22 protein-coding genes are annotated in these 25772 nt (G+C 65.2%); 5 read left to right on the forward strand and 17 right to left on the reverse strand.

Features of this window, described 5'->3' with window-relative positions; genetic code table 11:
* Positions 1-2 precede the first annotated feature (2 nt).
* From HZR14_RS00680 to pheA, 7 genes are all read right to left on the reverse strand, one after another.
* The gene (locus tag HZR14_RS00680) at positions 3-428 is read right to left on the reverse strand and encodes a NusA-like transcription termination signal-binding factor (RefSeq protein ID WP_181690938.1); all 426 of its coding nucleotides are present in this window, start codon (positions 426-428) and stop codon (positions 3-5) included.
* Positions 429-522: 94 nt separating this feature from the next.
* Entirely contained in the window at positions 523-3207 is a 2685-nt protein-coding gene (locus tag HZR14_RS00685; protein WP_181690939.1) for a DNA-directed RNA polymerase subunit A'', read from the reverse strand.
* Entirely contained in the window at positions 3200-6376 is a 3177-nt protein-coding gene (locus HZR14_RS00690) for a DNA-directed RNA polymerase subunit A' (protein WP_181690940.1), read from the reverse strand. Before HZR14_RS00690 ends, HZR14_RS00685 begins: the two co-directional genes overlap by 8 nt.
* Positions 6376-8202: a DNA-directed RNA polymerase subunit B gene (rpoB, locus tag HZR14_RS00695; protein ID WP_181690941.1), complete on the reverse strand. Its 1827-nt coding sequence runs from the start codon at positions 8200-8202 to the stop codon at positions 6376-6378. Before rpoB ends, HZR14_RS00690 begins: the two co-directional genes overlap by 1 nt.
* Before the next feature lies 1 nt (position 8203).
* A complete protein-coding gene (locus HZR14_RS00700) occupies positions 8204-9769 on the reverse strand; it encodes a DNA-directed RNA polymerase subunit B'' (RefSeq protein ID WP_181690942.1) in 1566 nt (521 codons plus the stop codon).
* Positions 9770-9797: 28 nt separating this feature from the next.
* Entirely contained in the window at positions 9798-10025 is a 228-nt protein-coding gene (locus tag HZR14_RS00705) for a DNA-directed RNA polymerase subunit H (RefSeq protein ID WP_181690943.1), read from the reverse strand.
* A 284-nt stretch (positions 10026-10309) separates the two neighbouring features.
* The gene (pheA, locus tag HZR14_RS00710) at positions 10310-11113 is read right to left on the reverse strand and encodes a prephenate dehydratase (protein ID WP_181690944.1); all 804 of its coding nucleotides are present in this window, start codon (positions 11111-11113) and stop codon (positions 10310-10312) included.
* 126 nt (positions 11114-11239) lie between these two features.
* Between pheA and HZR14_RS00715 the strand changes: the two genes are divergently transcribed.
* Together HZR14_RS00715 and HZR14_RS00720 are read left to right on the forward strand one after the other, a co-directional pair.
* Complete coding sequence (locus tag HZR14_RS00715) at positions 11240-11851, forward strand: translation initiation factor IF-2 subunit beta (protein ID WP_181690945.1); 612 nt, start codon at positions 11240-11242, stop codon at positions 11849-11851.
* A gap of 142 nt (positions 11852-11993) precedes the next feature.
* Positions 11994-13979 carry an aconitate hydratase gene (locus tag HZR14_RS00720; RefSeq protein WP_181690946.1) on the forward strand — a complete coding sequence of 662 codons (1986 nt, stop codon included), beginning with the start codon at positions 11994-11996 and terminating at the stop codon, positions 13977-13979.
* A gap of 25 nt (positions 13980-14004) precedes the next feature.
* Here HZR14_RS00720 and hisA read toward each other — a convergent pair whose 3' ends face one another.
* On the reverse strand, positions 14005-14721 hold the full coding sequence (gene hisA, locus HZR14_RS00725) for a 1-(5-phosphoribosyl)-5-[(5-phosphoribosylamino)methylideneamino]imidazole-4-carboxamide isomerase (RefSeq protein WP_181690947.1): 717 nt from the start codon (positions 14719-14721) through the stop codon (positions 14005-14007).
* A gap of 208 nt (positions 14722-14929) precedes the next feature.
* On the opposite strand from hisA, the gene fer reads away from it, so the two are divergent.
* The gene (gene fer, locus HZR14_RS00730) at positions 14930-15319 is read left to right on the forward strand and encodes a ferredoxin Fer (RefSeq protein WP_181690948.1); all 390 of its coding nucleotides are present in this window, start codon (positions 14930-14932) and stop codon (positions 15317-15319) included.
* Positions 15320-15478: 159 nt separating this feature from the next.
* Here fer and HZR14_RS00735 read toward each other — a convergent pair whose 3' ends face one another.
* The gene (locus HZR14_RS00735; protein ID WP_181690949.1) at positions 15479-16885 is read right to left on the reverse strand and encodes an ATP-binding protein; all 1407 of its coding nucleotides are present in this window, start codon (positions 16883-16885) and stop codon (positions 15479-15481) included.
* A gap of 296 nt (positions 16886-17181) precedes the next feature.
* Between HZR14_RS00735 and HZR14_RS00740 the strand changes: the two genes are divergently transcribed.
* Positions 17182-18945 carry a DUF2070 family protein gene (locus HZR14_RS00740; RefSeq protein ID WP_181690950.1) on the forward strand — a complete coding sequence of 588 codons (1764 nt, stop codon included), beginning with the start codon at positions 17182-17184 and terminating at the stop codon, positions 18943-18945.
* A gap of 44 nt (positions 18946-18989) precedes the next feature.
* Here HZR14_RS00740 and HZR14_RS00745 read toward each other — a convergent pair whose 3' ends face one another.
* Both HZR14_RS00745 and HZR14_RS00750 read right to left on the reverse strand, forming a co-directional pair.
* Positions 18990-19319, reverse strand: coding sequence for a DUF3194 domain-containing protein (locus tag HZR14_RS00745; RefSeq protein ID WP_181690951.1), 330 nt, complete (start codon positions 19317-19319; stop codon positions 18990-18992).
* Positions 19320-19329: 10 nt separating this feature from the next.
* A complete protein-coding gene (locus HZR14_RS00750; protein WP_181690952.1) occupies positions 19330-19725 on the reverse strand; it encodes a prefoldin subunit beta in 396 nt (131 codons plus the stop codon).
* A gap of 249 nt (positions 19726-19974) precedes the next feature.
* Between HZR14_RS00750 and larE the strand changes: the two genes are divergently transcribed.
* The gene (gene larE / locus HZR14_RS00755; protein ID WP_181690953.1) at positions 19975-20904 is read left to right on the forward strand and encodes an ATP-dependent sacrificial sulfur transferase LarE; all 930 of its coding nucleotides are present in this window, start codon (positions 19975-19977) and stop codon (positions 20902-20904) included.
* A 97-nt stretch (positions 20905-21001) separates the two neighbouring features.
* On the opposite strand, the gene HZR14_RS00760 is transcribed toward larE, so the two are convergent.
* The 6 genes from HZR14_RS00760 to cobJ are packed head-to-tail and all read right to left on the reverse strand — an operon-like array spanning position 21002 to position 25772.
* Positions 21002-22282: a PQQ-binding-like beta-propeller repeat protein gene (locus tag HZR14_RS00760; protein WP_181690954.1), complete on the reverse strand. Its 1281-nt coding sequence runs from the start codon at positions 22280-22282 to the stop codon at positions 21002-21004.
* Positions 22275-22646 (reverse strand): DUF3209 family protein, encoded by a 372-nt coding sequence (locus tag HZR14_RS00765; protein ID WP_181690955.1) that lies wholly within the window; start codon positions 22644-22646, stop codon positions 22275-22277. Before HZR14_RS00765 ends, HZR14_RS00760 begins: the two co-directional genes overlap by 8 nt.
* Before the next feature lie 15 nt (positions 22647-22661).
* Positions 22662-23849, reverse strand: coding sequence for a CbiX/SirB N-terminal domain-containing protein (locus tag HZR14_RS00770; RefSeq protein ID WP_181690956.1), 1188 nt, complete (start codon positions 23847-23849; stop codon positions 22662-22664).
* Complete coding sequence (locus HZR14_RS00775; protein ID WP_181690957.1) at positions 23849-24565, reverse strand: cobalamin biosynthesis protein; 717 nt, start codon at positions 24563-24565, stop codon at positions 23849-23851. Before HZR14_RS00775 ends, HZR14_RS00770 begins: the two co-directional genes overlap by 1 nt.
* Positions 24562-24801, reverse strand: a complete 240-nt coding sequence (locus HZR14_RS00780) for a ferredoxin (protein ID WP_181690958.1) — start codon at positions 24799-24801, stop codon at positions 24562-24564. The genes HZR14_RS00775 and HZR14_RS00780 overlap by 4 nt, the downstream gene beginning before the upstream one ends.
* Positions 24801-25772 carry a precorrin-3B C(17)-methyltransferase gene (gene cobJ, locus HZR14_RS00785; RefSeq protein WP_181690959.1) on the reverse strand — a complete coding sequence of 324 codons (972 nt, stop codon included), beginning with the start codon at positions 25770-25772 and terminating at the stop codon, positions 24801-24803. Before cobJ ends, HZR14_RS00780 begins: the two co-directional genes overlap by 1 nt.

Below are 25772 nucleotides of genomic sequence, written 5' to 3' on the forward strand. Positions count from 1 at the left end.
TATCAGGTCAACTCGATCCCGTCGATGTCGAAGTGGCGTTTCGCAAGCCGCCGGGCGAGCGCGATTCGGCGGCCGTCCTTGCCGATCGCGACGCCGCGGTCGTCGGCATCGACTTCGGCGTAGGCGACTGTGGTGTCGTTTTCGCTTATCGTGACGTTGTACACCGCCGCCGGGGCGAGCGCGTTGGCGACGAAATCCTCGGCCGTATCGGCGTTCTCTATCACCGTTACGTCGCGTCCGAGCGCCGATTCGACGCGTCGAACGTGTTTGCCGCCGGGGCCGATCGCCTGCCCCATCGTCCCCGTGGGAACGACGAAGGCGATCCGGTCGAAGTCGTCATCGACGAGACAGTCGATCGCCGGGACGTCCGTCTCCTCGTCGAACAACGCGATGTAACGTCTGGCTTCGTCCGAGAGAGTGATGGGCATGGGTAAGTGAATGGGTCGTCGTCGGAGTGATGCGAGCGGGCCAAGCGTCCCACCGACGGGGCGTAGAGACCCCGTAATGGGACGTCAGACGGTATCAGTCGTCCGCCGAGGAGCCAGCGCCGCCCTGGCTGGCACCCATCCGCAGGTCGACGTCGCCGGTCCCGAGTTTGATCGGCTTGCCGACGATGACGTTCTCCGTGACGCCATCGAGGTCGTCGACCTCGCCGTGGATGGCCGCATCGAGCAGGTGGTTGACCGTCACCTCGAAGGCCGCACGCGCGAGCACCGAGTCCTTGTTCCCGGAGATGCCGTGACGGCCGATCGACTCGATGTCGCCGTTGTTCGTCATGATGTCGGCGACGAGCATGAGGTGTCGGATGTTCACGTCGTCGAGGCCCTGCTCTTCGAGCGTGTTCATCGTCTCCTCGATGATCGCCTCGCGAGCGGCCTCGATCCCGAGGTTGCTGTGAATCTCGTGGATGTTGTTACACGTCGTCCGCGAGGCGTCGACGCCCTCGATATCGAGGACCTTCTTCAGGTTCGACCCCTCCGTGTAGAGGACGAACTCCTCGCCGGTATCGAGTTCTTCCTTTCGGATGACGACCCGGCTGATCTCCTCGATCCCCTTGAAGACGATCTCCCGGAGCTCCTCGACGAGCTGGAGCAGCTGTCGGTAGGAGGGCTCCTCGGGGCCGAACTGAATGACCGTTTCCGACGGCCGGTCCGTTTCGACCCCCAACTCGGACTCGATCGTCCCCGCGATCCGGCCGGCGATGTCGTCGATGCTGCCGACCGTCGGCCACCGCTCGTCGAGCGTCTCCTCGTTGAGGTCGATCTGTACCAGCATGTCCGCGACGTTCGTCGAGACGTCGCCCAACGCGAGGATCTTCGTCGCCTCGATCTCCCAGACCACCTCGTGGGCGCGGTCGCGGTCCGCCGCGTACACGCCGTCGAGGTGAACCGTCATCATCGGCGTGTCGGGGGTTTTCCGTGCGTCGACCAACTCGATGAGTCGGGGCAGCCCCTGCGTGACGTCGATTTCGGCGACGCCCGCGTAGTGGAACGTGTTCATCGTGTTGTGTGTCACGACGCCCTCGGCGGTCGTGAACGTCTCCAACCCCTCGACTGAGAAGTCGTAGACGTGCTCGTGGTCGCTTTCGACCGTTTCGATGGACTCGATTCGATCCCAGACGACGTCGCCGCACACAGCCTGCCGAAGGGCGTCAAGCTCTGGGGATCCCTCGCTGATTTCGTCTTCGGCCTCCGCGACCAGTCGGGTGAGACGGTTGCGGCCGATCCGCTGCCGCTTCGTCGCGCTGTTTATTTGACGTTTCGGGATCCCTGCGTCATCAGCAACCGACTCAAGGGCCTCACCGAAGTTCGGAATCTGATCCGTCGTATCGGGGCCGTCCGAATCGATTGAGTCGGCCAGCGTTTCGAGTTCCGATCCCCGATCTCCAACCATACCGATACAGTCGTCGAACCGGGAGACGTGCTTCTTTGGGACCCGCAACGTCCGGGACCCATCCTGTTCAGCGAGTGTCGCATATATATCGAAGCGCGAAAGTAGTAGTGCGATTCCGGCTGTAAGCCGTTCGCTCGTCGAGCTGGAGCGTACTGCGGCTTTTCCGACGTTCCCATCGCCGCTGAAGTACCCACGAAGTACTCCCGCTACGAACGCATCGTTCGACCCGAAAATAAACCCAGGGACCACTTTTTCATTCCCGTCCGTGCAAGCAGCACGGAGGAAATCAGCGAGAATAGTCCCGTTGAGACGGATATCGTATCCGGTCGCGAACCCACTTTCGTTTCGGTATTCGTTCACAGAGAGGTCGAACCGATCAGCGAACTCACGTACCTGTGACTGGAACTCCGGATCGATACTCGAGATAGATACGTAATGATCCGCTAGTGACCCTTCCGCGAGCCACGCACCGATAAAGAATCCCGTTCCTTCATCGAGCGGGAGCTGTTCCGGGAGACCGACGGTTCCCTGTACCGGATACACAGCATGATCGTCTATACTGCCCGATTCAAGGGCAGCACGTTTGTTCCGGAGCTGATCCGGGCCGCCCGGAACAGCTTCCACGCCGCCATCGGTAAGGGCCGACGTGTACCAATAGTCGCTTGTCGGGAGATACTCGCGTAGGTCGACAGAATCGGTATTGGAGCCATCGATCGAGGAGACGACCGGGAGCCAATCACCGGCCTCGAGTTCGTCACCGGAAACTGGGATTATTTCGTTATCCGTCCGCGTCACGAACGAGTGTGCTTTCGTCGCCCGGATAGAACGGCCCGATTCTAGCTCGAATCGGAGCAGTTCGTCGGGAGTTTCGTGTCGGCTGATCTCCTCGACCGGTTTCCACTCGACCGTCTCGTCACGCGCGAGGCTCGGGGCTTCGAGTCCTTCCGGAGCGAGCGCGACCTCGTGGTCGTCGACAGTCCGTGTCTCACGACCCTCCATCAGGGAGTCGACGAGTCGGCCGATTTCAGTCACGTCGGTTGTACCGTTCCGGCGGACGAGGACGCGCTCGTCGGCCGGAACGCTCATCTGCGTTCCGGGCTCCCCGATGCTCTGTGCGGAGACCGTGCCGACCGGATCGAGTGGGTTGACTCGGTTTTCGAGGTATTTCGACTCGACGCCGTAGACGAGGTCCTCGATTTGCCCTTCGGTCATGTCCTCGCGGACCTGGATCGTCTCGTAGAGGTCGTCCTTCAGCCGTCGCGGGAGGTCGCTTCCCTCGACGATCGACTCGACCGCGTCGGTGATCTCAGTCATCAGATTCCACCTCCGTACCCGAAGCCGTCCGCCACGACTCGCCGTGCTCGGAGATGTTCGTCGACGGCTCCTCGATACCGAGGAACTCCTCGCGTTCGGCCGGCGAGTCGAACTCCTCGTTGATGACGCGGTCTGCGATCCCCTCGACGTCGATCTCGAAGTCCCGCTTCGAGGAGACCTGAACGGGCGAGGTGCCGTCCTCGCCGAACTCGAACTGCACGACCGTATCGGAGGTGTCACGCACGGTCCCGTCGTATTGGGCTTCGAGCTCCGAGAGCGCGTTGATCAGCCGCCGCTGGAGGTATCCGGACTTCGAGGTCCGAACTGCCGTATCGACCAGCCCCTCGCGGCCACCCATCGCGTGGAAGAAGAACTCCCGCGGTGTCAGGCCGTTTCGATAGGAGTTCTCGACGAAGCCGTGGGCGTCCGCCGAGAGGTCGTTCGGCTTGAAGTGGCTGAGCGTTCGGTCCTCGTAGCCACGGTTGATCCGCTCGCCCCGAACCGCCTGCTGGCCGACACAGCCGGCCATCTGAGTCAGGTTGAGCATCGATCCACGCGCGCCGGATTGGGCCATCACGACGGCGGGGTTGTCGTCGCCGAAGTGGTCGTCGGCGATGTCACCCGCGGAGTCGCGGGCCTTTCCGAGCGTCTGCATGATCTTCATTTCGAGGGTCTCATCGACGGTCCGGCCGGGGAGCGACTCGAGTTCGCCGTTCCGGTAGGTCTCGATGAGCGTCTCGACGCGCTCGTTGGCGTTGCCGATCGCCTCGGAGATCTGCTCTTCGGCCTCCCGCTCGATGGACTCGTCGTCGATCCCGATCGAGAACCCGAAGTGCATGATCGACCGCATCGCGAGCGTCGCGACCTCGTTGACGAAGACGCGTGCACGGGTGTTACCGTAGACCTTACAGATCGTATCGACGACCTCGCCGCCGAAGGCACCGACGGCGTCCTCGTCGACCGTTCCGTCGGTGAGCTGGCCGTCCTCGATCGTCACGTCGTCACCCGCCGAGGAGGTAAAGGTGAGATCGAGGCCGTCCGGGAGCAGCTCCGAAAAGAGGCTCCGACCGGTCCAGTACTCGACGTTGTCCTCGGCGCCGTCCGCCTCGGGCAGACCGTCGATGCTCGTCGCGCGGAGCAGATCGAGCGCCTGGGTTTCGTTGAACCGCGGGTTCTCGTGGGTCAACAGGTACAGCCCCGAGATGTGATCCTGGATCGCGCCGATGATGTTCTCGCCGAAGCGCGGGCTGAGGATCTGCTCTTGGACGCGCATGAGGACGCGGGCCTCCGCGCGGGCCTCCTCGTTTTGCAGCGCGTGCATGTTCATCTCGTCGCCGTCGAAGTCGGCGTTGTACGGCGGACAGACCGTCGTGTTGAGTCGGAACGTCTTGTACGGCATCACGACGACCTCGTGGGCCATGATACTCATCCGGTGCAGCGAGGGCTGTCGGTTGAAGATGACGATGTCGCCGTCGATGAGATGGCGGGCGACCTCCCAGCCGGGTTGGATCTTCTCTGAAAGCTCCTCGCAGTTCTTCTCGGTCACCTTCAGCCGGCGACCGTCCGGCCGCTTGACGTAGTTCGCCCCCGGGTGCATTTCTGGCCCGTTCGAGACGTAGCGGCGGGCGTCCTGGAGGTTCCGCTCGTTGACGTTCATCGTCTGGGTCATCTCGCTTGCGACCCGGTCCGGCACACCGACCTCGTTCAAAGAGAGCGTCGGGTCCGGCGAGATGACGGTTCGGGCGGAGAAGTTCACGCGCTTGCCCGACAGCGAGCCACGGAACCGGCCCTCCTTGCCCTTCAGCCGCTGGCTGAGGGTCTTGAGAGGTCGACCGGAGCGGTGTCGCGCCGGCGGCGTCCCGGAGATCTCGTTGTCCATGAACGTGGTGACGTGGTACTGCAACAGCTCCCAGAGGTCCTCGATGATGAGCTGCGGCGCACCCGCCTCGCGGTTCTCCATGAAGCGCTGGTTGATTCGGATGATGTCGACCAGTTTGTGTGTGAGGTCGTCCTCCGAGCGCTGGCCGTTGTCCAGCGTGATCGACGGGCGCGCCGTGACCGGCGGCACCGGCAGCACCGTCAGGATCGTCCACTCGGGTCTCGACCGGTCCGAATTGATCCCGAGCGTCTCGATGTCCTCGTCGGGGATCGCCTCAAAGCGGTCACGGATGTTGCTCGGCATCAGCTTGTCGCCGCTGTAGGAGACGAGGAAATCCGGTGCCGGCGCGTTCTCGAAGCGGCCGCCGAAGGCACCGTCCGAGGACATCACCTCGCCGGCGATCTGGAGCAACGAGACGTGTTCGCGGCCGATCCGTTCGCTGTCGCCGGGACCCTGTCCGCTCATCAGGCGGCTGATGTCCGCGACGGTGAGCCGTTCTTCACCGCCCCACCTCGCGACGACGTCGTTGACCGCCTCGACGAGCTCATCGAGTTCGATCTCGGTGTCGCCCTCGCCCCCCTCGAGGGATTCGGCGAGGAGGTCCCGCACGTCGGAGTCCGGCACCGGTCCCTGTTCGAGATACGTCGAGGGTTTCTCGTGGCTGACGTCGTATTGGGCCGTCGGGTATCCCTTGCGGTAGCCGTCGTCCTCCGTACAGTACGGACAGTAGTCGGCGTCCCGGGCCTGTCGGATGCCCGCCTTCAGCACGTCGGAGGGATCCTCGCCGAGGTCCCGGGTTCGCTCGAGCTGTTCGAGGAACTGCTCGCGCTTCCGTTCGGCCGCCTGCTCGGCTTTCTCTTGGGCCTTTCGGGCGTCCTCCGGGGAGACGAACCACGTTCGGGGGGGCGTGTCCTCGCGCTCTTTGAAGAACTCGCGACGGTACTCCCGGTCCGAGGGATCCGCAAGCGTCAGTCGGCCGCAGTTGCGACAGGTCCCGCGGAGCAGTCGGCGGATCAGTTTGGCGTGGCCGACGTGGACGACGGGGGCCGCGAGTTCGATGTGGCCGAAGTGGCCGTTACACGACCCCGAGTGTTTCCCACACGTCTTACACTCCAGGCCGGGATCGATGACGCCCAATCGGGGATCCATGAGCCCCATGTCGATCGGGAACCCGTCGTCGTCGTACGTGTCGGCCGTGATGATCTTCGTGGCCGACATGTTCCGGTACTCTTCGGGATCCATCAGCCCGAAACTCAGCGTTCCGATCTCCTTTGGGGTTTGTCCTTGCATTATACTGCGTCCTCCAGTTCGATTCGCGGGGCGATACCGAGCGCCTTCATTTCGTCGAGCAACAGTTTGAACGCGTAGCTCATCTCGACTTCGTGGACGTCCGTCTCCTCGTCGCAGTTCGGACAGTACACCCGGCGCTGTTCGACGTTTTCGACGGCGCTCATCCCGCACTGCCCGCAGACGTAGATCTCCTCGCGGTCGGATTCGTCGAGCAGACGTTCTTTCAGCGTCATTGCCGCCCCGTGGCCGATGAACACGTCCCGTTCCATCTCACCGATCCGGAGACCACCCTCGCGGGCGCGGCCCTCGGTCGGCTGTCTCGTCAACACCTGTACGGGTCCGCGCGAGCGGGCGTGCAGTTTGTTCGAGACCATGTGATAGAGCTTCTGGTAGAAGATGACGCCGACGAATATTTCGGCCTCGATCTTCTCCCCGGTGACGCCCGAGTACATGATCTCCTTGCCGTTGGATTTATAGCCGCGGTCGACGAGCGCATCGCGCAGTTCGTCCTCGTTTTCGCCCTGGAACGGCGTCCCGTCGACGCGGCGACCCTCCAGGGAGCCGACCTTGCCGCCGAGCATCTCGAGGATGTGGCCGACCGTCATCCGGGAGGGCAGCGCGTGCGGATTCAACACGAGGTCCGGCACGAGGCCCTCCTGAGTGAACGGCATGTCCTCCTGTGGGGCGAGGTGACCGACGACGCCCTTTTGACCGTGTCGGGAGGCGAACTTGTCCCCCAACTCGGGGATCCGCTCGTCGCGGACCTTCACCTTCGAGAGCTTCGAGCCGTCCTCGCCCTCCATGAGCGTGACGGTGTCGACGACGCCGGATTCGCCGGAGCGCATCGTCACGGAGGTTTCGCGGCGTTTCTGGGGGCTGAGACCGCCCATGTCGTCGGGCTCCTCCAAAAAGCGCGGCGGCGACGTCTTCCCGAGCAACACGTCGTTTTCGCCGACGTCGGTCTCGGGATTGACGAGGCCGTCCTCGTCGAGGTGGGTGTAGGCCTCCTCGCCCCGTGCGCCCCGGATGTCCTCGCCGGGAATTTCGAAGCGGTCCTCCTGGCCGCCCGGATACCGGCGTTCCTCGCCCTCGTAGGTCCGGAAGAAGTGCGACCGTGCGAGCGCGCGCTCGACGCTGGCTTTGTTCATCACGAGGGCGTCCTCGATGTTGAACCCCTCGTAGCTCATGACCGCGACGACGAAGTTCTGCGCCGCCGGCCGATCGTCGTAGCCGATCTGTTCGGTCGTCTGGGTTTTGACGATCGACAGCTGCGGGTAGTGCAGCAGGTGCTGTCGGGTGTCGGGTCGGATCCGGTAGTTGGCGCTCGGCAGCCCGAGCGACTGCTTGATCATCCCCGATCCCATCGTGATACGGGGGGAGGCGTTGTGTTCGGGGTAGGGGATCATCCCCGCGCCAATCCCGAACATCAGCTGGGGATCGATCTCGAGGTGGGTATGATCGGCGGTGAGGTCGTCTTCGTCGATGGCGACGTAGATGTCCTCTTCTTCTTCGGCGTCGATGAACTCGATGTAGCCGCGATCGACGAGCGATTCGAACTCGAGGTCGCCGTCTTTGACGGCTTCGAGTTCCTCGTCGCTCATGATCGGCTCGCCGTCCTCGATGACGATGAGGGGGCGGCGAGCGCGGCCGGCGTCGGCGTTGACGATGACCTCGTCGGTCCGGTCTCTGACCGAGACGTTCACCATCTCGTCGATCTCGCCGCGGCGGCGCGATTCACGGATGTCGTTTGCGAGTCTGTGCGGGTCCGGATGGGTGCCGATGAGGCTCCCGTTTACGTACACTTTGGCTTCTCGTCCCTGGCTCATATTAGTCGTCCGCCGTATGTGTTTCGACCGTCTCGATTCCCGGAATGCCCTCGACGCCCATCGACGCGAGTTCGCGCTTCAGTTCGCGCTCGTCGTCGACGTTCTGGGACAGTTCCATCGACTGTGCGAAGTTCTTCACCAGCCCGCAGTTCGGCCCTTCCGGCGTCTCGGAGGGACAGATACGACCCCACTGGGTCGCGTGGAGATCCCGCGCTTCGAAGTGCGGCTGCGATCGCGAAAGCGGCGACCGGAGCCGCCGGAGGTGCGAGAGGACGCCCATGTAGTCGGTCCGATCGACGAGTTGGGAGACGCCGGATCGGCCGCCGACCCAGTTGCCCGTCGCGATCGGGTGTTCGAGCCGTTCGGTGAGGACGTCGGAGCGGACGACCGTGCTCACGGCGAGCTGTCGGTTCCGCATGTTCGCCCGTTCGAGCTGATACTTCACGTCGCGTGCAAGTTTGTTCAGCGCCGTCCGGAACAGGTCCTTCATCAGGTCGCCCGAGACCTTCAGGCGCTTGTTCGCGTAGTGGTCCTTGTCGTCGGATTCGCGGCGTTCGAGCGCCAACTCGAAGCACGCTTCGGCCATCCGGCAGAGATACACCGCCTTGTTCGTCCGTGTCTCCTCGTCCTCGACGCCCTCCTCGTGGAGGTGGGGCAACAGATACCGGTCGATGACGTAGTTCGCGCGCTTGAGCTGGTAGTTCTTGCCCTGGCCGGCGGCGACGCGCTGGCCAAGCGTCTCGATGGCCTCCGCGGTCGAGCCGACCTCGGCGGCCTCCAGGTTCTCGAGCATGAACTTCACGATCTCGGGATCCTCGCTCACGCGGTGGACGATCTCCTCGTCGGATTCGAGCCCGAGCGCACGGACGAGCGTCACGAAGTTGATGCTGCCCGAGACGGAGGGGAAAGACACCTCCAGGATGCCGCTTCGGTTCCGTTCACACAACACCAGCGCGCGGTAGCCGCGACGCTGGGAGAACGTCTTTGCGATCTGGATCTCGTCGCCGTATTTGGTGTCGTACTCGGCGAGGATCTTGTTCGGCGCGAGGTCCTCGCTCGTCATCAGCACGCGCTCGGAGCCGTTGACGATGAAGTAGCCGCCGGGGTCGGCGGGGTCCTCCCCGATCTCGATGAGCTCCTCGTCGCTGAAGTCGGCGATGTTGCACTTGTTCGAGCCGACCATTATTGGCATCCGGCCGACCTTCGTTTCGGCCTGATCGACGACGTGTTCTTCTTCCTCCTCGCCGCCACGGACGATGGACATCTCCATGAAGACGGGGGCGGAGTAGGTGATGTTCCGGAGGCGGGCCTCCTGCGGATAGAGCAGCTCCTCGGACCCGTCGGCCTCCCTGACCCGGGGCGTTACGACCCGGACGTTCGAGAGGTCGACCCTGACGGGCTCTTGGCCCTCCTTGTCGCCGATGTCCGTGTCGATCGACTCTTTCTCCTCGACGACCCGCTGCATGCCACGATCGAGGAAGTTGTTGAACGATCGAAAGTGATGCTCCGCGAGCCGTTCACGCGAGAAGTACTCCCGCGAGATCGCGCGTCGGTCCTGTCTGTTCATGCTGTCACCGGTCGGCGTGTGGTTTCGTTCATTCTACCACCAGTCGATACACGACCGCTTCGTCCGTCGTCCGGGAGTCACGGACGATCTTCACCACGTCGCCGACCTCGGCGTCCTCGGGCAGTGCGGCGTCGCGGCGCTGTATCTTCGGTAGGTCTGTGCGTCCGATGTCGTACTCCGTGAGCACGTCCTCGACGGCGTCTCGGTCGAGAACCGTATGCTCCGGAACCAGGTTGTGTTGGCTTACGTCTACCATGAGTTGGGCTGGCCGGGGAAAGAAGCTGTCACGAGATACTACAGCGTGCTATAATCGGGGAGGATTTAAGCGTTGTTAAATCGGACGGCGGTGGCTACCCGGCCCCGCCTCCAGTGCGGGCCGAAAACTGCTCGTTACACCGTCGTTCGTCGCCATTACTCAAAAACCCTTGTGTCGATGTGGCGATGGCGGGACGCGAGCAGCGGAGCGCGTTGGGTGTCGACGACTGGGTCGGTCTGTCCCGGCCGCCGGCGGTCACAACACGTGCTCCGTGTCGTCGACGGTCACAACACGTGCTCCGTGTCGTAGGACCCGAGCACGCGAACCCACCCGTTGTCCGCGATGTCGCGTAACTCGTCGACGGCTTCCTGTGCGCGCTCCTCGTAGAGGCCGGCCGCGAAGTCCAGATGGAAGACGTAGTCGCCGAGGCGATCCCCGCTCGGCCTCGATTCGACCCGCGAGAGGTTGATGTCCCGTTCGGCGAACGGCTCGAGCATCTCGAGGAGGAGGCCGGGGAAGTTCGTGTTCGGGTAGACGATCACCGTGCTCTTGCCGCCGACGTCGGAGCGTTCGGTCTCGGGCGCCAGGACGACGAACCGGGTCGCGTTCGACGTGCTGTCCTGGATGTCCCGCGCGAGTACCTGCAGGTCGCTTCCCGCCGTCGCCGGGTGTCCGATCGCCGCCACTGTCGGGTCCTCCCGGGCGCGTTCGACCCCGCGGGCCGTCGAGGCGACCGCCTCCGTCTTCGCGCTGGGGAACTCCTCGCTCAGGAAGTCCCGACACTGTGCGAGCGCCTGGGGGTGGCTGGCGACGGTCTCGAACTCGCCGGTCTGTGCGAGCAACGCGTGTTGGATCGGCGTGACGATCTCGCGAACGACGGCGACGTTCCGGTCTGCGAGGGCGTCGAGCGACTCGGTGACCGACCCCTCGATGCTGTTTTCGATCGGGACGACGCCGCGTTCGTACTCGCCGCCGGCGACCCCCTCGACGATCCCCGTGACCGACTCGACGAACTCGATGTCGTCGGTGACTGATTTCGCCGCACGATGTGAGTACGTACCTTCCGGACCGAGCGTGAGGGCTCTCATCGCTCCCCGGTAGTCCGGCCGAATTAAAAAGGCGTTGGGTGCGTATCGCAGCCGTCCGGGTCACGGGATGTGACCGTCCCCACAGCGTCTCGGAACGCATTTAGGCATCACGCCCCTCTCGAACGTATGGAATACGAAGCCAGCCTCGACCGGGCGCTGGACGCCGTCCCCGATATCGGATCCTCGGGCGACCGGCTCTCGGTCCCCGACGCCGTCGCGCAAGCCGACGGTGCCTTCACGCGGTTTACGAACCTCGATGCGGTCGCGGACGCGTTGAACCGCGAGACGGACCACGTCCACCGATTCGTCCAGCAGACGCTTGCGACCTCCGGAAAGCTCTCCGAGGGCGTCGGCCGGTACAACGGGAACTTCGACGACCGCGATTTCGAGCGCGTGATCGACGATTACACGGAGGAGTACGTCCACTGTAGTGAGTGTGGCCTACCGGACACCCGTCTCGTCCAGGAGAACCGCACCCTCATGCTTCGGTGTGACGCCTGCGGTGCGTTCCGCCCCGTCTCGAAGAGCAAGCGGACAAGCGACACCCAACAGAGCGAAGACGACGTCGAAGCCGGCAACACCTACACGGTGAAAGTGACCGACACCGGCCGCAAGGGCGACGGGGTCGCCCACCGCGGCGACTACACGATCTTCGTTCCGGGGGCCGAAGAGGGCGATGTCGTCGACATCTACGTCGAAAGTACGAGCGGCAACCTCGCCTTCTCGCGGCTCGCCTGACCGGTTCCTAAACGTTCGTTCATTATATACTCCAGTTTGCGGACAAAACCGGACAATTGTCTTATCTCGGGGCCGCCAAAACGACCGACCCGGGGCGAAACTCGCCGGATTTATATCTATGGACAGTCCATTTGTACACGATATGGGACAGACACTCACCGAGAAGATTCTCGACGATCACCTCGTCGAAGGGGAACTCGAGACCGGCGAGGAGATCGGTATCGAGATCGACCAGGTACTCACACAGGACACGACCGGGACGCTCGTGTGGCTGCAGTTCGAGGCGCTCGGGCTGGACGAAGTCCAGACCGAACTCGCCGCGCAGTACTGTGACCACCAGACCTACCAGTTCGACTTCAAAAACACGGACGACCACCGCTTCCTCCGCAGCGCCGCGGGGAAGTTCGGGGCCTATTATAGCCGCCCCGGCAACGGTATCTGTCACAACGTCCACAAGGAGAACTTCGCCGCGCCCGGCAAGACGCTGCTCGGCTCCGATAGTCACACGCCGACGCCCGGCGGCCTCGGCGAACTCGCCATCGGCTCCGGTGGCCTCGACGTCTCCGTCGCGATGGGTGGCGGTGCCTACTACATCGAGATGCCGGAAGTCGTCAACGTCCACCTCGAGGGTGAACTCCCCGAGTGGGCGACCGCGAAGGACGTCGCGTTGCACCTGCTCGGCGAACTCACCGTCAAGGGCGGCGTCGGCAAGATTTTCGAGTACACCGGTCCCGGCGTCGAGTCGTTGACCGTCCCCGAGCGCACGACGATCACGAACCTCGGTACGGAACTCGGCGCGACCTCCTCTATCTTCCCGACCGACGAGAGAACGAAAGACTGGCTCTCGCGGATCGGCCGCGAGGACGACTACGTCGAGATCGGCCCCGACGAGGACGCCGAGTACGCCGACACCATCGAAGTCGACCTCTCGGATCTCGAACCGCTCATCGCGTGCCCGTCGATGCCCGACAAGGTCGTTCCGGTCGACGAGGTCGCCGGCACGGACGTCGAACAGACAATCATCGGCTCCTGTACGAACGGCGCTTACGAGGATATCCTCCCGGCCGCGAAGATGCTCGAAGGCCGCACCGTCGACAAAAAGACCGAGATGATCGTCGCCCCCGGTTCCAAACAGGCCTCCGAGATGCTCGCCCGCGAGGGCTGGACCGCCGAGATGATGGCGGCCGGCGTCAACTTCTCCGAGGCGACGTGTGGTGCCTGCATCGGCATCGGCCACGTCCCCGGTTCGAATTCGGTCTCGCTGCGGACGTTCAACCGCAACTTCGAGGGCCGCTCCGGCATCGAGGACGACAACGTCTACCTGTGCTCGCCCGAGGTCGCCGCCGCGGCGGCGATCGCCGGCGAGATCGTCGACCCCCGGGACCTCGCCGAGGAGTTCGGCGACCTCGAGGCACCCGAGTTCGAGATGGGCACGAAATACAGCGACGGAATGGGCCAAGAGGACCCCGACATCATCTCGCCCGACGAGGCCGTCGACGACGAACTCATCAAGGGCCCGAACATCGGCGACGTCCCGCTCAAAGACGAGATGGGTGCCGACATCGACGGTCCTGCCCTCCTGAAGATGGAGGACAACATCACGACGGACCACATCATCCCGGCGACCCAGGACATCCTGATGTACCGCTCGAACATCCCGAAGCTCTCGGAGTTCACGCTCTCTCGCGTCGACGAGGACTTCGCCCAGCGCGCACTCGACAGCGACGGCGGCTTCCTCGTTGCCGGCGAGAACTACGGCCAGGGCTCCTCGCGTGAGCACGCGGCCCTGTGCCCGATGTATCTCGGCGTCGAGGGCGTCCTCGCACAGAGCTTCGCCCGGATCCACCGCGCGAACCTCTTCAACTTCGGTCTCATCCCGCTCGAGATCGACGAGGCCGACTACGAGAACATCGAGCAGGGCGACGACATCGAGATCGTCGACGACGTCGAAGACGCCGTCCGCTCCGGCCAAGAGGAGTTCACCGTCCGGATCAACGACGAGTGGGAACTCACCGCGGAGCTCGACGCCTCCGAGCGAGAACGACAGATCCTCGCCGACGGCGGCAAGCTCTCGCACACGAAAAAACAGGCCGACTCCGGCGGCGACGCGGCACCCGCCGACGACTAACCCCGGTCTCCGAGCGCCGACTTTTTTATACGTCTATCGCCGCGTCGAGGCTGAACCGCCCCTCGTAGAGCGCCGTCCCGACGACGACTGCCGACGCCCCGAGTGCCCGCAGCGTCCGCACGTCTTCGAGCGTCGAGACGCCGCCGCTGGCCACGACGGGGATATCAACCGCGTCGACGATCCGTTCGACCGGATCGCTGCGGACGCCGTCGAGTTGTCCCTCGACGTCGACGTCGGTAAAGAGGATCCCGCCGGCACCCTCGGCCTCGTACCGGGCGGCCGCCTCGGCGGGATCGAGTCCCGTCCCCTCTGTCCACCCGGAAACGACGACCTCACCGCCCTTCGCGTCGAGGCTCACCAGTACGCTCTCGTGGTATACGGCACTGATCTCGCCGACGATCTCCGGGGTCTCGACGGCCGCCGTGCCCAAAATGACGCGGTCGACGCCGGCGTCGAGGAGCTCGATCGCGTCGTCGGCGGTTCGGATACCGCCGCCGAGTTGGACGTCGACGTCGACGGCCTCGACGATCGCCTCGACGGCGGCGGCGTTGGCCCGCTCGCCCCCGAAGGCTCCGTCGAGGTCGACGAGGTGGAGCGTCCGAGCCCCCGCCTCGACCCACCGTTCGGCCGCCTCGATCGGATCGCCGTAGGTCTTTTCGGTGCCGCGCTCGCCGCCGACGAGCTGGACGACCTGTCCGTCCTGCATGTCCACCGCCGGGATGACTTCGAATGAAGGGAACACAGCTACGTGGGCACGCTGCGGTGACAAAAACGTACCCGTTGGTGCCGACGGCGGGCCGGTAACGGCCGATCGCCCGGCCCGTCCCGGACGGCCGGTTCGGCCCGGTCTCGGGGAGTTTTCGACGGTCGGAAATCCTCCCTCATCTCCCCGGTTTGTCCGGTTCGATAACAGCAAGCTTCAACATACCCGGGTGTTAATCTACCCACTGATGCCAACTGTAGAATACCTCAACTACGAAGTGCTGGACGACCACGGCTGGGAAATGGACGACGACGACCTCTTCGAGAACGCCGCCGACGCCGGCCTCGAGGGCGAGGACTACGGCGAACTCGACGTCGCCGAGGGCGAATACATCCTCGAAGCGGCCGAGGCCCAGGGCTACGATTGGCCCTTCTCGTGCCGTGCCGGCGCGTGTGCGAACTGCGCGGCCATCGTCAAGGAGGGCGAGATCGACATGGACATGCAGCAGATCCTCTCCGACGAGGAGGTCGAAGACAAAATGGTCCGACTGACCTGTATCGGGAGCCCGGCCGCCGACGAGGTCAAGATCGTCTACAACGCGAAACACCTGGACTACCTCCAGAACCGCGTCATCTAATTAACAGCGTAAAACGCTCGTTAAACAGATGCGGTCCCTTCGAGGGGTAGCGACAGTTCGGACCAGCTGTTTCCGGCCTGAACTAGCTCCCTCCTGACCGTTTTCTCTTCAGCACCAACTGCGTTCAGAACAGATCTGTGTTTTCGGGTTTCGTTCGGACTATTCGGACAGTGTTTCAACGACGCCGTCAACTGTGAACAGACCGAGGCCGTCCCGCTCCTCGGCTGCTTCCTCCAGTGACGACACGAACCCGCTTCGGCTGAACAGTGCGTACTCGTAGTTCACGTCGCCGTCGGTCGGCGACCACTCGATTTCGGGTGCCTCCTGTTCAAGCTGGGCGAGAACATCGTACCCCATCGGTTGCTGCTGGAATTTCGCTTCCCCGACCAGTAGCGTGTCGCCGTTCGTCGGGGCCACGATATCGATCTCGCGTCCGTCGGTGTCCCACCACCGACCCGGGGATTCCGTGAACGTGTACACGTCTCCGTACTCGTAGAGAACTGCCCGCTGACAGAGTCGTTCGAACGACGAACTGACGAAGTCCGGAAGATGTGGTTCGACCAGTTCGTCGTACGCATCCGCCCCGAACACTTCGTACCGAGACGAGCGACCGTGCACGAACCGGAACCAGAACGCGAACAGTTGGTCCCGGATTCGATATCGGCTGTTCCGACTCCGGGTGGGGTCAACGGTGACTGGGTACTCCTGCTCGATTATCTGGAGTTCCCGCAGGCGGGAGAGGTAGTAACTCGCGCTGTTGGCGTTGATACCAGCAGCCTGGATGATCTCGTTTCGCTTGTGGTTTCCCTCCGCCATCGCTTTCAGAACGGCGAAATACCGATCCACCTCGTCCAGTTCCCGGTACAGGACGTCCTCGGGCTCCTCGTGGAGGCCGCCATCACGGAGAAGCAAGGTTTCCGTAATGTTTCCCTGGGGTGACTGCGTGTCGTCCACAGCACGGAGGTACTCCGGCGTCCCCCCGAACACGCCGTACGCGATCACCTGCTCAGCCGGCGCGTAGTTCGGGAAGAACTCCATCGCGGCAGCGAACGGTAGCGGGCCGATTTCGAGTTTTCCGTTCGGCCGTTTCGAGATTCGACCGTACAGCGGTGAACTCCCGTCGAGCGCGATTTTGTGTATCATCCCGATCGCCGAGCCAGTCAACACGAAGGTCGCAGCCGTATCAGCGACTTCGTGATCCCAGATCCGCTGGATGAGGGAGGGGAGCGCTTCGTTTTCGTCCACGAGGTACGGGAACTCGTCGAGGATTACGATCGCATCCTGTTCAGCGAGGTACGTGAGAACGTTCTCCCAGTCTTTCCGAATTCGATTGACTCCCGGGAACACCGTTGCAGCATCAGCGATGAAGGAGTCGAGTTGCTGCTCCGTTGTCCCATGTGCAGCTTGATGGTACACCGCGTCTTCACGGTTTTCGATGGATTTGACAACGAGCGCTGTCTTGCCCATCCGCCGACGTCCGTAGACGACGCTCAACTCCGCAGAGTCACTGTCGTATAAATCGTGGAGTCTGTCGAGTTCTTGTTCTCGGTTCACGAACGCAGGCATACCCCACCTTTGAACCACCAGCACATAAAAAGTGCAGATAGCGTAGCTCAAACTATCGTAGCTCAAACTACGGTAGTTGGAACAACGGAACTTTAGGTAGAAGACGGTCGGTTCGTTCTCGCCAGTCGCTGGACGTCCCGAGAGGGCAGGGGTAACGCGACCGCGCCCCGAGGAACGATGTCCCCACTCCGGACGTTCGTCTCTCTTCGAGGGTCGCCCCTCCGACCTGGGCGAGAGACGTCGGGAGAAGCCGACGGACCGAGGCAGTTAACCGACCGACCGCCGTTCCACCCACAATGACTCGGTCGCAGGGCGACCTGGCGGCGCTATCGCGGTTCGTCTTCCGGGCGCCGGATTGGTCTGCGAGCCTGTTTTTCACCCTGTTGGTCGCCGCCGCCGTCGGCGTCGCCGCCTTCGAGTCCGGGTTCTTCCTCGACGACGCCTATCTCGGGATGATGTATATCGGCGTTCCGACCCTCGTCGCGGCGTTTCTCACCGCGCCGATCGACAGACGCCTCGGCGGGCAGTTCACCTACAACCGGTCGGCCCTGTTGGCGTTTCTCTGTGAGTTGATCGTCGTCGCCGTCCTCGTCGTCGCCGCGGCGCTCGCGGCGATCGGCGGGTTCGGCCAGTCGTTCGTCCTCGACGCGCTCCTCGTCGCGCTCGCCTCGATATTCGCGCTCCGGTTGTTCGTCATCATCGCCGTCTCCCGGCGGTCGCTTCCGGCCGCGGCGGTCCCGGCGAGCATTCAGACCGTCGTCGCCGCCGGAGCCGTTACCGTCTACGATGGGGCCACGGACTACGTCCTCTTGCTCGCGCTCTGTGGCGTCTACGCGGCGGGCGTCTCGCTCTTCGTTTTCGCGATCGACCGGCCCTGGCGGCGGAGCCTCGACGTCTCGGTGTTGGATTTCGTCCGCGGGTTCGTCGGCCACGTCGCCGAGGGCTCGCGCGAACTCGAGACGTTCTTCGAGCAGGTCGGCGAGCGGGCGGTCGTTCCGGTCACGGTACTCTCGGTCCGTCGCCTCGACGGGACCCAAAAGGCCCGCTTCGTGGTGCCGATGGTTCACCCCGGCCCGATCGGCGACATCGGCGGCGGTAACCTCCCCGAGCGGATCGCGACCGCGACCGACGGTGTCGCCTTCCCCCCACACGCGACGGCGGGCCACGATTTCAACCTCGTCTCCGAACGCGAGGTCGGGACGCTCCTCGATGCCGCCGCGGACGCTGCGGACCGCATCGAATACACCCGGAGTGCGACCGTGAGCCGCCGTGAAACCGAGGGCGGGTCGACGTTTCTCGGACAGGCGATCGGTGAGGACCGGCTGCTCGTCGGCACCCACGCGCCCGAACCGGCCGACGACGTCGCCTTCTCGGTGGGGCTTTCTGTCGCCGCCGAGGCCCGGACCGCCGGCACGGAGGAGGTCATGCTCGTCGACGCACACAACTGCAACGACGGGCTTTCGGGGGGTGTTACTGACCGCGTCGCCCCCGGTTCCTCCCGATCGTTCGATATGATCGGGGCTGCCGGACGGCTCTCCGAGCGGCTCGGGGACGCCGACCGGGGGGCGCTGTCGGTCGGCGTCGCACGGGACGGGACCGAGTGGACCCCTACCGACGGAATCGGCCCGCTCGGTATCCGCGCCGCCGTCTTCGAGGTCTGTGGCCACCGGACGGCCTACGTGGTGATCGACGGCAACAACATGGAACCGGGGCTCAGAGAACGGCTCCTCGCGGCGATCGACGCCGACAACGCCGAGGTGATGACGACGGATACCCACGTCGTCAACACGGTCGAGGCGACAAACCAGGTCGGCGCGGCGATCGACCCCGACCGACTCGTCGACGCCGTCAGGGCGCTCGTCGACGAGGCGATCGCCGACGTCGACCCCGTCGAGGCCGGGATGGCGACCGAACGCGCCGAGGTGACCGTCTTCGGCGACGACCGGACCGAGTCGCTCGCGGCGACGGCGAACGCCATGATCGGGATGGGTGGGGTGCTCCTGGCGGCGATCGTCGGTGCCGCGACGGCGGTCAGCCTCCTCGTGTTCGTGTTGACGTAAAAAAATAAAAACGACGGCGGTGACCCACGCGGACCGTCGCCGTCTCAGCGCTCAAACAGTTCGTCGACGGCGGCCTCGGCCGCTTCGACCGCCTCGTTTGCGACCGCCTCGGGATCGGGATCGTTCGGGGCGTTGAGATAGACGTCGACCTCGAGGACGCCATCCTCGAACCGGACGGTCACGTCCAGGTCGGTCACTTCGGACTGTTTGTATCGCGAGAGGACGACCCCTTCGGCGGCATCGGAGGCGGCCTCGACGACCGCCTCGTCCGTCGGCTCCGCGTTTTCGTCCGTCGGCTCCGCGTTTTCGTCCGTCGGCTCCGCGTTTTCGTCCGTCGGCTCTGCGCCGCCGTCCGGGGTCGGTGTGTCGGTCACGGTGTCGCCTCTATGCGCCGCCGGCTCCGGGGCCACCGGGACCCATCGGACCGCCGCCCGCGCCGCCCTGCAGCATCTTTTGAAGCTCCTCTTGGAGGCTCTCGAACTGATCTTGGACGCGCTCTTCTTGTTTGCTTAGCGTCTCGACACGGACCTCGAGGCTGTCGATCTTCTCCTCGAGGTCGTCGTAGGCCTCGTCGTACTCCGTCTCGATGAGGAGTTCGCCGACCTCGCGGTACATCTCGGCCTCGCCCTCGATCTCGTCGAGGGTCTCCAGTGCCGTCTCCGACTCCTGAAGCTGTGTCTCGGCCTGCTGTTTTTGTTGTGCGACCTGCTGTGCGGTCTCCTGGAGGTCTTGGAGTTCCTCGATCTTCTCTTGGGCCTCCGGCGGAAGGTTACCCTGCATACCCCGTACGTCGGTTTCAGGACTGAAAAACCCCCACTTTTCGATCGGACGGAAAAATGGAGGGCTCACGGGAAGATCCATGGGGGGCTGTTGTCCCCCGACTTACGGCGAGAACCCGCACGGAACGCCGTACTCCTTGTCACCGCTGTGTTTTTCTCACCGCTGTGTTCTTTGTCACCGCTGTACTCTTTTGTCACCACCCCCACGCGGTCCCGCCGGGCTTTTCTACGGCCATCCCGAGAGGCTGGTATGAACGTCGAGGCCAAACGCGACGTCGCACTCGGGGACCTCCGGGAGTTCGACGGCGTGCTCGTCGCCTTCTCGGGCGGGGTTGACTCGGCCGTCGTCGCCGCGCTCGCCGAGGAGGCACTCGGCGAGCGGGCCGTCGCCTGTACCGCGAAAAGCGAGACGCTCCCGGCCGCCGAACTCGAGGACGCGAGACGGGTCGCCGCGGAGATCGGCATCCGCCACGAGATCGTCTCGTTTTCGGAACTCGAAAGCGACGCCTTCGCGGCGAACGACGACGACCGCTGTTATCACTGCCGGTCGATGCGGCTCGGAACGATGTTCGAGACCGCCCGGGAACTCGGGATCGAGACGGTCTGTGACGGGACGAACGCCTCCGATCCGGGTGAGGGCCACCGCCCCGGCCTCCGGGCTGTCGAGGAGTTGAACGCCTACTCGCCGCTTTTGGAGGCCGACATCGAAAAGCCCGAGGTCCGTGAGATCGCCAGAGCGTACGGTCTCTCGGTCGCGGAAAAACCCTCGATGGCGTGTCTCTCCTCGCGTATTCCCACGGGGCTCGAAGTCACCGAAGAGCGGCTGAGCCGGGTCGAGACGGCCGAGACACTGCTTCGGACGTGGGGCTTCGAGCAGTTCCGCGTCCGCGACCACGACGGATTGGCCCGCATCGAGGTCGGTACGGACGAACTGGAGCGCGCGCTCGATCCCGACTTCGCCGCGGCGGTCAGAGCCCACCTCGATGACGTCGGCTTCGACCACGTGACCCTGGATCTGGCGGGCTACCGGACCGGCAGCGTCTCGCCGGCGGACGAAGCCGAGGACGGGTCGGGGAACGCGGTGGACGGGTCGGGGAACGCGGGGAGCGGGGCGAGCGACGGCGGCGCTCCCGACGCCGAGCGCGTGCTCGGAACGGAGTACCCGACGCCGGAGGACTAAGACGGATCGCTGTCCCGATGTGGCGGTCACCGCCGGCACGGTGCGGGCAGTGGCCGGTACCAGCCGACGACAGTCCGTACGACGGTGACGACAGGTCTCACCGCCGCCACTGCCACAGCGTGTATGCGCCATCGGCGCTCTCGGCGTCGTCGGTGGCCGCCCCTCCGTTGCGGTCGTGGTATCTGATCGGTTCCTCGACGAGTACGCATCGGTCACCCGCGATTTCGGCCGCCGTGCAAACGCCCGCCCGCCGGCCCGAATCGAGGAGGCCTTCGGCCACGTCGAACAGCCGAAAGCCGTGGACCGAGGGGTCCCGATCGCGGACGTGCTGGGCGACCGGCACGAGGACACGGTCGGCATCGACCGCGATCTCATGGCAGAAGCCGCCGGTCTCGGCGCGCCAACGTCGTTCGCCGTCCGGCGCGTACCCGAACGCCGACTGCTCGTTCGGGTGTCGCTCGTCGGTCGCGCGGCCCTCGCTCGGGAACGAGTTGCCGGTTACGAAGACGACTCCCGAACCGCCGGTAGCGACGTGGTTGGGGTAGGTATACACCTCGTCGCCGTCGGGCCGTGGCGTCCCGAGATCGACTCGCCACTCGACGGTGCCCCCGTCGAGCCGATAGCCGCGGTAGTCGGCGTGACTCGTGACGACGACGCTGTCGTCGATCGCCGCCACGTCGCCGACCCGCCGGGTCGAGTCCCGGTCGGGGTCCCACGTCCAGCGTTCGGTCCCGTCCGCACCGAGGACGACCAGTCCGTCGTCGTGGCCGCCCGGACAGCGGTTGTACGCCACGGCAACGCCGCGGCCGAGCGGTTCGAGCGCGACCGGCGACGCGTCGGCGTCGTAGCGCCACCGAACGTCGCCGTCGGCCCCGATAGCGTACACCGAACTCCCGAAGGCCTGTCCGCCGTCGCGACGCTCATAACGGCGGGCGGCGACGTAGGCCACCTCCCCGTCGACGGCCGCATCGACGACCATCGGCAGAAAAAAGCGCGTCTCCTTCGTCGGGCCGCCGAGGGCGTCGGCAGCGTCGTGTCGCCAGCGCTCGCCCCCCTTGTCGAGGAGCCTGATTCCCCCTCGCTTCGATCGTTCGCCGACGAGGACGCCGTCCGAAAACGGCACGAGCGTGATCGCGCTCCCGTCGCCGCCGAGTCGCCAGCGCTCGGTCCCGTCCCTGGAGAACGCCCGGACCGAGCCGTTCGCGAGGCCGACGACGGGACCGGCGTCGGTCAGCGTGAGGCCCGAACGCCGGCCTGCCTGCCGGGACCCACAGGGGTCGACGTCGCCGAGGCCGATCCGGCGTGGGCGCTCTCTCTCGGGTCCGAGCGGGCGGCGGTCGTCGGATTCCGGGGGCGACCGGTCGTCGCCGTCACTCATCGACCGGGAACGTCTCGTGGAGGGCGTGGTGGATCTCTCCGAGGTCGTCGAGGACCCCGCCACCGTGGTCCAGAAGGCGATCGAGGGCGGCCTCCGCGTCCCGAACCGCGACGAGTCGGCCACGGAGGTAGTCATAGCCCGGCGCGTCGTCGTCGGTCGCGGCGACCTCGGATTCGAGCTCGACGAGGGCGGTATCGAGGTGTCGCTTGCAGGCCGCGAGGCTCTCGGCGTCGGCGAGCGCCTCGATGTGGGGTTCGGGTTCCTCGCCGATCTCGTCGCGGGCGTGTTTTCTCGTGGCGTCGTCGCCGACGCCGAGGCTGTTCATCAGACCGAGTCGGAGTGCTTCGATTTCGTGACAAGTCATGGTTGGGGTCGAGTCTTACAACGTCTGGTCGACTAATTCCGATACGATGCGGTCCTCCGCAAGCGACGTTGCGAGCCGGTCGGCGTCCTCGGGTGAGACGGAGCCGTACCAGACGCCGTCGGGGTAGACGGCGACGTTCGGACCCTCACCGCAGCGGTCGAGACACGACGACCGGGTGATCCGGGCGTCGACGTCCGCCTCGCTCGTCGCCTGCCGAAGCCGCTCGAGTACCGTCGCGGCCCCCTGGGCCGCGCAGGTCCGGTTCGTACAGACCGCGACGTGTTTGTCGGGGGCGTCGTGGACGTGCGGTTCCGAGTCGACCGCCGAGCGGTCGGCGTGGGCGGCTTGATGGGTCATCGCGCGCAGCGCCGCACGCGCGCCGCCGACATCGTCCTCGAAGCCGTCCATCTCGACTTTGTACTTGCAGGTGTCACAGGACATCGATACGTCGCCCGTGCGTGCCTCCTCGAAGCGATCCGCCAGGACGTCGAGGAGCCGATCGTCCGTTCCGAGCGGGTCGCCGCACCCGGCGACTGCGTAGGGATACGCCTCGTCGAACTCGGCCGTTCGATCGCGGATCCGCCCGGCCAATACGCCGTCGCCGAGCATATACGGGAGGACGACGACCGCGTCGGGACGGCGCTTCGAGACGGTGTGTAAGGCGTCTTCGAGCAGCGGTTCGGTCACGCCGATAAACGCGGCTTCGACGTCGACGAACCCGCGACCCTCGTACAACAGGCGCGCGAGTTTGTGGACGTCGCCGTTCGAATCGGGGTCCGAGGAGCCGCGGGCACACAGGACGACCAGAACGTCGTCGTCGGCGCGGTCGACGCCGAGGGTGTCCTCGACGGCTGCCGCCCGGTCGTCGAGCAACTCGACGATCGAGGGGTGGACGCCGAGATGTCGGCCGTTGTGCAGGGTCGCGTCGTGCTCGGCTCTCGCCTCGTTGACCACGAGCGGGACGTCCGATTTGACGTGGCTGGCCGCGAACAGCGACAACGGGAGCACCGTCACGTCCGACGCCGAGGGGACGAGCGCGCCGATCGCCTCGCCGATCGACGGCTCGGCGAGTTCGATGAACCCGGCGGCAGCGGGGAGGCCGAGGCGGCCCTCCAGCCCCGCGGCGAGTTCGCGGACCTGTTCGTTCGAGCGCTCCCGGCGCGATCCGTGTCCGGCCAGGACGACGGCTTCGGCGTCGAGCATCAGTATCCCTCCGCCTCCTCGATGCTTCGCCGGAGTTTCCGACGGCGACTCGGGGCGAACAGTGCGGGATCGCGTGTCCCCTCGTCCGTTCCGGAGTAGACCCATTCGCCGAACGCCGGGGCCGCCTCGTCGTCGAGGCCGAACCAATACCCCCCCGAAGACGTCTCCGAGATATCGCCGCCGGGCGCGTCCACGCCGGCCGAATCGAGCAGCCCCGCGATCCGTTCGAGGGCCGTCCGGTCGTCGTGAACGAACGAGATCCCGACCGTGCCGGCAGCGGACTTGAAACAGACGGTGCCACAGCCCTCGAGCAGCCCCCGAACGAGGTGACGGTCGTACTCGGCGAGGACATCGAGCCGGTAACCGCCCGCGTCCCCCTCGAGGGGGAGGCCGAGCGCCGCGGCCGCCCGGTCGCCGATCGGGCCGTGTACCCGGACCGTATAGCGGTCCTCACTGCGGGTGATCGAGGTGTCGTGGGCGTACTGGCGCTCCGTGGTGCGGTGATCGACGTCCTCGGATCCGGCGATCGCCGCCAGCCGGCCGGCCGCGGCCTCGTCGGTCGTCCGAACCGCGACACCGCGGGCAGTGGCCTCGCCGTCGCCGACGACGCGGCCCCAGAAGTACGCCGTCTCGGGGTGGGCATCGAGGAGGTCGGTCGGTGTCGCCGTGTCGACGCCGGGGTCCGTGTCGGCCTCCGGATCCGTATCGACGTTCATGGGCTGGACACCTCCCGAACCGTGATCGCGTCCGTCGGGCAGGCGGCGGCGGCATCCTCGGCCTCGGACAGTCGGTCGTCCTCGAAGATGGCGGTCAGTTCCTCGCCGTCACGTCGGCTCCCCGCCAGCGTCACCAGTCCGTCCTCGGCCTCCTCGAAGCGATCGTCGCGGACGAGGCAGGCGAAGACCCCGTCACACGCGTTCAGATCGACCGTGATTTGGTATTTCGTCGCCATCAGTAGTCGTATTTCGTCTCGTAGCCACGGGGCGTCACCATCCGGTCCTCCCAGACGTAGGTGTCCTCGTTGCCGACGATGATCGTCGTCGTCATGTCGATGATCTCCTCCTCGCCGAGGTCGGGCAGCGTCCCGAGGTCCGTGATCATCGTCGCCTCGTCGTCGCGGGAAGCGCCGTGGACGATGCCGACCGGCGTCCCCGGATCGCGGTGTGCCAAGAGGATCTCACAGCACGTCTGGAAGTTCTCCCGACGCTTGCGGCTCCAGGGGTTATAAATCGCGATCGTGAACCCCTCCGGTGCGACGGCTTCGAGCCGCGATTCGATGTCCTCCATCGGGGTGAGGTGATCCGACAGGGACACGGAGACGGTGTCGTTGACGAGCGGCGCGCCGAGACGCGCCCCACAGGACTGGGCGGCAGGGACGCCGGGGACGACCTCGAAGTCGACTGCCTCGGCGCTCCCGCCCTTCGATTCGAGGATCTCCAGCGCCAGTCCCGACAGCGCGTAGACGTTGGGGTCGCCGGAGCCGATGATCGCGACGTCGTTGCCCGCGAGCGTCCGGTCGATCGCCTCCTCCGTCCGTGAGACCTCGCCGCACATCGGCGTCGAGTAGATGTCCTCGGCGTCCGCCGTGATCTCGTCGGGCAGCAAGTCGACGTAGGTCCGATAGCCGACGATGTGGTCGGCGTTGGCGAGAGCGCCCTTCGCCCGCGCGGTCATCCCCTCCGGCTTTCCGGGGCCGAGACCGACCGTGACGAGCGTTCCGGGCTCCGCATCGAAGTCGTCCGCGCTCGCGCCGACCTCCTCCTCGTCGGTCGAGCCGCCGCAGTTCGACTCGGAATCGGTCGAGCCGCCGCAGTTCGACTCGGCATCGGTCGAGCCGCCGCAGTTCGACTCGGTGTCGGCTTTCGCCGCCGCGTCAGTTTCGGTCGATGCCTCCGCCGTCTCCGTGGTGTCATCAGTGCTCAT

The organism is Natronomonas salinimetallica (assembly GCF_013839515.1).
Classification (GTDB): domain Archaea; phylum Halobacteriota; class Halobacteria; order Halobacteriales; family Haloarculaceae; genus Natronomonas.